This window comes from Daejeonella sp. (genome assembly GCF_046590655.1).
Taxonomy (GTDB): domain Bacteria; phylum Bacteroidota; class Bacteroidia; order Sphingobacteriales; family Sphingobacteriaceae; genus Daejeonella.
Genome location: NZ_JBKJUM010000129.1, coordinates 1 through 6,206 on the forward strand (window position 1 = coordinate 1; position 6,206 = coordinate 6,206).

Genomic DNA, 6,206 nt, shown 5'->3' on the forward strand with positions numbered 1-6,206 from the left:
CCATAGGCCAGCCAAAAGTCGGTACCTTTATTTGACGCGGTTTGGGCAAAACCAACATTCAGGTTAAGGAAACACAAAAAAGTTGCAAAGAGGAGGACTTTAAAAAGGGTGCGTAAATTGGTAATCAACTTGAAATCAAAAAAATAAAAGTAAGAAAACATTTACACTCAACCGTCTTCTATTTCAAATAATGAATTTCGGCAAGTCCATTACTTATAAATACGATAAATCGGCTAAACTGTTTCAGCTTTTTATTCCATCTGTAATTTCCGGATTAACTCCGCACTTTGTTTTCTACCCTGGTCCAGTCTTTCTGAGAAAAAGGATTTTACCAGATCAAAATGTTGCTTATATCCTTCCATATCCCCATAAACGATAATAGAAGACCATTCTCTAACCGCTGAGTGAAATTCGAGGTCGTCTCCGCGTATGGTTTTGTCAAACAAAGCTGCACAAATAGATTCCTCTAGCAGTTCATCATTTTTAAACAGATATTCTGCGATGCCAAGTCTTAGCCGAAATGGCGGTGTTTGACAAATCAGATTATCGTATGGATTTACCTTCAGGTGATGCCAGGCATCTACCATGCTCAGAAGGCTTAAGTGAGAGTTTGGCTTACGGCTTTCTGATCCAGCAGAAAGGGAAAACTCCTGCATTACTTTCTCATCAAGCATCAAAGGCTTATGATCTTTTCCGAAAATAAAGTCTCTCGCCTGGTATAAACGTTTCCTGAATGCGGCTTCTTCTTCTTTAATCATCAGCTTAAAAAGCTCTGATTCAGACTCGGCATACCGTTTTATTTGATGGCGCGCGTAGGGATTTAGAATTGCCAGACCACCATAAATGTGGGCCTTATAACTAAAAATTCGCAACGTTATGAGAATTTTCACATTGTCGATCCCTCCAAGGTAGGATGCATTCTCCCAGGGGAAAAACCCCGCTTCCTTCCAGGCTGTGCCCATACTTTCAAATCCCATGTGGGTTACTGCCTGAGTATCGGCTACAATTTTATCATGTTCATGGAAATCCGCGATCTCATGAATAACAGAACCCAGCTCAGATAAAAGATCTGTCATACGCTGGTATGCTTCCTTATTGGTTCGGTGGGGAATTACAATTAACTTCTGGCCTTTGGGATCAAAGCCTGGCCCATGTAAAGAATGACATGTAATAATATGTACATCTTTTGGTAAATACTTTTCAAATGCCTCGACTTCAGGATGTTTGACTGAAGTTTGACCGGCAACTATTGCGCCATGTTTTGTATATGATCCATACATGTGAACAACTTCAGCAATGCGTTCTGCTTCTACAGAATAAAAAATCACGTCCGAAATTCGTGATACCTCTCTTCCATCGTGTAGAACTTCAATCCCGAAAGGAGCTAGCTCGACTTTGAGCATTTCAGTTCGTTGCGGAAGATCACAACCGTAAACGCGGTAGCCGGCCTTAGCAAATGATTTAGCGTAAATGCTGCCCATGTCTCCAAGGCCGATAATTCCAATGTTCATTATGTATGGAGATGTATGATTTGTGAGGTATTGATGTTTGACTTAGACAATCGTAACTTTTACGCCCATACTTTCGAGCTGTTTTACGGTGTGCTCTGAGATTCCCTTATCAGTTATGATGTGGTCAATCTCATCTATATTACAAATTTTACCAAAGCCCCTTTTACCAAATTTAGTTGAATCAGTCAGCACAATTGTTTTTTGTGAGACACTTATCATCTGTCTATTCAGGTGAGCTTCCATCATATTGGTTGTTGTCAGGCCGAATTCAAGATCGATACCATCCACTCCAAGAAATAGCTTGTTGCAGAAGAAATCTTTTAAAATATCTTCAGAATACGGACCCATTACAGACGTAGAGCTCTTCCTCATTATTCCTCCAAGCTGTATTACTTCAGTATTTGGATGTCGCGACAATTCCATAGCTACATTCAATGCCGATGTTATTACCGTTAAATTGATATTTACTGGAAGACAGCGTGCAAATGCAAGTACAGATGTACCGGATGCAATAATTATCGAATCATTTTCCATTACCAGATCCGCTGCAACCTGCCCGATGCTGGACTTTTCATTTGATTGAAGCTTTTCTTTTTCGTTCACTGAGCGATCCACAGTATACGGGTTACTCAGGGTAGCTCCACCATGAATCTTATAGAGCAGATTTTTATCTTCTAAAAGTTTTAAATCCTTTCGAATCGTTACGGACGAAACTTTCAACTCAGCACATAGATCTATCACATTTATGTATTGCTCCTTTTGCAGTTTCTTGATAATATATTGGTGTCTTTCGGCTAAACTACTCATCTCATAAAATGTCTGGGGTTATGGCAAAATAAGGAAAATTAATTAAATTTTCAGCGGTCAGAGTTCCACTATCTTCCTGAGATTTTTTTCAAAGAATAGCATAAAGGTTTCGAAATGTTTATTAGAATTGCGTATCATTTCGATTTATTATTTTTATGCATTATTATAAACAGGATCGTGGTATTTTAGATTTGGAAGAAGAGTGGGACCTTGTTGTTATAGGAGGGGGCGCGACTGGCTTAGGTACCGCTCTGGATGCAGCTTCCCGTGGATTTAAAACACTTTTACTTGAACAGTCGGACTTTGCCAAGGGAACATCCAGCAGGAGCACAAAGCTCGTTCATGGAGGAGTAAGGTATCTTGCTCAGGGAGATATTTCGCTGGTTTATCAGGCATTGAAAGAGAGAGGCCGTCTTCTGGTTAACGCGCCACACCTTGTGTCAAAAGAAGAGTTTATCATTCCTTGTTTCAGCTGGGTTTCTGTCGCTAAATATTTTGCGGGCCTGAAGATATATGATTGGCTTTCTGGAAAATATAGTTTTGGCAGATCCCGATTTTTATCCCGCGGGGAAGTCTGTGCGAAGATCCCGGGATTGGATCCTAAAGGTCTGCTTGGCGGTATTAGTTATTTCGATGGAAAGTTTGATGATGCCAGACTCGCGGTAAACATTGCCCAAACCTGTATCGAACAGGGCGGAACGGTGCTCAACTATGTTCAAGTGACCGGACTTTTGAAAGATGCAAAAGGAAAAATTTCTGGCGTAGATGCTCAGGATACAATTACCGGAATACGACATAAAATTTATTCCAAAGCTGTAGTTAACGCCACCGGAGTATTTGTTGATGAAATTCTTCAGATGAATATTCCCAATGCTGAAAAGCTTGTGCGGCCCAGCCAGGGTGTTCATGTAGTGCTGGATAATTCATTCCTGAACAGCGAATCAGCTCTCATGATACCTGAAACCTCAGATAAGCGGGTACTGTTTGCCGTCCCGTGGCATTCACGGCTGCTTGTCGGGACAACCGACACGCCTATAGAAACACAAAGCCTTGAACCCCGGGCTTTGGAGGAAGAAATTGATTTTATCCTAAGCACAGCATCTCGATATTTTAAAAAGCAAGTAAAACGGAAAGATGTCTTGAGCGTGTTTGCCGGACTCCGCCCTCTGGCGGCGCCGGGAAAAAACGATATGAATAGCACCAGAGAGATTTCCCGGGACCATAAGCTAATTGTTTCTGATTCCGGCCTGATCACTATTACCGGCGGTAAATGGACAACCTATAGAAAAATGTCTGAGGAAACTGTGAATCAGGTTATTCGCACCGCCAACTTTGAAAATCGCAATTGTTTTACAAAAGATTTAAAGATACATTCATCGGAAGTGAGCAATTCTGATAGCCACCTTAAGATTTATGGCACAGACAGGGACTTTATCGAACAATTGGTTAATGAAAATGACGAATGGGGTGCTAAACTTCATCCTGATTTTCCAAATATAAAGGCCGAGGTAATTTGGGCAGTGCGTAATGAAATGGCTTATACCGTGGAGGATGTACTGGCCCGGCGTTTAAGAATTTTATTTATAGATGCCAGAGCGGCCATTGAAATGAGCCATGAAATAGCAAGGTTAATGGCTTTTGAGGCTAACAGAACTTCAGGTTGGATTGGACAACAGGTAATTGAATTTAAATTAATTGCGTCACAATACCTGTTAGAGCCATTTATAGAAACGGAAGTGATTTTAATAACTAAATAGACGACATGGCAGATTATATTTTAGCACTGGATCAGGGTACGACAAGTTCAAGAGCAATAGTTTTTGACAGGAAAGGCAATATCATGGCAATTGCTCAAAAAGAATTTGAGCAGATTTATCCGCAGCCGGGATGGGTTGAACATAATCCGATGGAAATCTGGTCAAGCCAGTTGTCGGTAGCAGCAGAAGTGATTGTAAAAGCCGGAATGGGTGCAAAAGATGTTCATGCAATAGGTATTACGAATCAACGGGAAACAACCGTCGTTTGGGATAAGGAAACTGGAATACCCGTTTACAACGCTATTGTTTGGCAGGATCGCCGCACCTCGGATTATTGTGATTCTATTCGTAAATCCCACGGTGAGGTTATTCGTAAAAAAACCGGCCTGATCATCGATTCTTATTTCTCTGCAACAAAGGTGAGATGGATCCTCGAAAACATTGACGGTACGAGAAAAAGGGCGGACGAAGGTAAACTGCTTTTAGGAACAATTGATAGCTGGCTTATTTGGAAATTATCAGGTGGTACAACCCATGTTACGGATGTGACAAACGCGTCGCGCACCATGATCTATGATATCAATACCCTGAAATGGGATCAGGAGCTACTAGATCTTTTCGGGATTCCAAATTCAATGCTCCCCGAAGTTAAATCGTCAAGTGAGGTTTATTGTGTGACTGCCGGCAATATCCTGGCGGCAAAAATTCCTATTGCAGGTATCGCAGGCGATCAGCAGGCTGCACTATTCGGGCAGATGTGTACCGAAGTGGGAATGGTTAAGAATACTTACGGTACAGGCTGTTTTATGCTCATGAATATTGGTCCGAAGCCTAAACTATCAGCAAATAACCTTCTGACCACTATAGCATGGCAAATAGATGGAAAAGTTAGTTACGCCCTTGAAGGGAGTATTTTTATTGGGGGCGCAGTGGTACAGTGGCTTAGAGACGAACTTGGCATTATAAAAACCTCAGGAGATGTTGAAGAACTTGCTGCCAGGGTGAACGATACGGGCGGTGTCTATATTGTTCCTGCTTTCGCAGGTTTAGGGGCGCCTCACTGGGACCAGCATGCGCGTGGAACCATTACGGGGATAACCAGGGGGACAAACTCAGCCCATTTTGCCAGAGCAGCACTCGAAAGCATAGCCTATCAAACCATGGATGTATTGAAATCAATGGAGGCGGATGCGGGTACGCCAATAAGTGAGCTGCGAGTTGATGGGGGTGCAACAGCAAATAACCTCTTAATGCAATTCCAGGCAGATATTCTGAAAAGCAGGGTAATAAGGCCAAAAGTAACAGAAGTTACAGCGCTTGGTTCTGCATATCTGGCCGGCTTAGCAACCGGATTCTGGAGCAACATCGACGAAATTTCAGAACAATGGCAGGTCGACCGGAATTTTGAGCCGACAGAACTTGATAATTATGATGAATTGATCGATGGCTGGAACCGTGCTATTAAAGCCGCAAAAGCGAATGTAAGTTTGTAGATTTAACCTCTAAAATTAAAAAGATGACCCCATTTGTAGCTGAATATTTAGGAACCGCATTATTGATCTTGCTAGGCAATGGAGTAGTTGCCAATGTAGTTTTAGAAAAAACTAAAGGAAATGGTGGAGGATTGATTGTTATTACTACCGCCTGGGCTCTCGCCGTATTTATTGGTGTGGTAGTAGCCGGACCATATAGCGGAGCACATTTGAATCCGGCTGTAACCATCGGTCTCGCAATAGTCGGCAAATTTGACTGGGCTATGGTACCCAGCTATTTTCTGGCACAACTGCTTGGTGCGATGACGGGATCATTGCTTGTTTGGTTAAAATATATAGACCATTTCAAAGCAACCGAAGATAAAGGGCTTAAACTTGCCGCTTTTAGTACTGGACCTGCTATTAAAAATAATGTTACAAATCTATTCAGTGAAATAATCGGATCCTTTGTACTTCTATTCGTGATCTTCCACATAACCAGCGCCGAAATAGTCGACACAAAAGCCCCTCTTGGCTTGGGCTCTATCGGTGCAATACCCGTGATGTTTCTGGTCTGGGCAATTGGCTTGTCCTTAGGCGGAACAACTGGCTACGCCATTAATCCTGTGCGCGATTTGGGTCCGAGGATCATGCACAGT

General features: G+C 42.2%; 5 protein-coding genes. 3 read left to right on the plus strand and 2 right to left on the minus strand.

Annotation, left to right across the window (positions count from 1 at the left end):
- Positions 1-251: 251 nt before the first annotated feature.
- Positions 252-1,511, minus strand: coding sequence for an NAD(P)-binding domain-containing protein (locus ACLL8Z_RS12025; RefSeq protein WP_411275035.1), 1,260 nt, complete (start codon positions 1,509-1,511; stop codon positions 252-254).
- Positions 1,512-1,553: 42 nt separating this feature from the next.
- Positions 1,554-2,318 (minus strand): DeoR/GlpR family DNA-binding transcription regulator, encoded by a 765-nt coding sequence (locus tag ACLL8Z_RS12030; protein ID WP_411275036.1) that lies wholly within the window; start codon positions 2,316-2,318, stop codon positions 1,554-1,556.
- A 155-nt stretch (positions 2,319-2,473) separates the two neighbouring features.
- Between ACLL8Z_RS12030 and ACLL8Z_RS12035 the strand changes: the two genes are divergently transcribed.
- The 3 genes from ACLL8Z_RS12035 to ACLL8Z_RS12045 all read left to right on the plus strand — a co-directional run.
- A complete protein-coding gene (locus ACLL8Z_RS12035) occupies positions 2,474-4,075 on the plus strand; it encodes a glycerol-3-phosphate dehydrogenase/oxidase (protein ID WP_411275037.1) in 1,602 nt (533 codons plus the stop codon).
- A gap of 5 nt (positions 4,076-4,080) precedes the next feature.
- The gene (glpK, locus tag ACLL8Z_RS12040) at positions 4,081-5,568 is read left to right on the plus strand and encodes a glycerol kinase GlpK (protein WP_411275038.1); all 1,488 of its coding nucleotides are present in this window, start codon (positions 4,081-4,083) and stop codon (positions 5,566-5,568) included.
- A gap of 23 nt (positions 5,569-5,591) precedes the next feature.
- The coding region (locus ACLL8Z_RS12045; RefSeq protein WP_411275039.1) for an MIP/aquaporin family protein at positions 5,592-6,206 on the plus strand (615 nt) is incomplete at its 3' end.

Excerpts from the sequence above, each read along its gene's own strand:
- ACLL8Z_RS12030 (WP_411275036.1), bottom strand. The coding sequence starts at position 2,318 with ATGAGTAGTTTAGCCGAAAGACACCAATATATTATCAAGAAACTGCAA.
- glpK (WP_411275038.1), top strand. The coding sequence starts at position 4,081 with ATGGCAGATTATATTTTAGCACTGGATCAGGGTACGACAAGTTCAAGA.
- ACLL8Z_RS12035 (WP_411275037.1), top strand. The coding sequence starts at position 2,474 with ATGCATTATTATAAACAGGATCGTGGTATTTTAGATTTGGAAGAAGAG.
- ACLL8Z_RS12025 (WP_411275035.1), bottom strand. The coding sequence starts at position 1,511 with ATGAACATTGGAATTATCGGCCTTGGAGACATGGGCAGCATTTACGCT.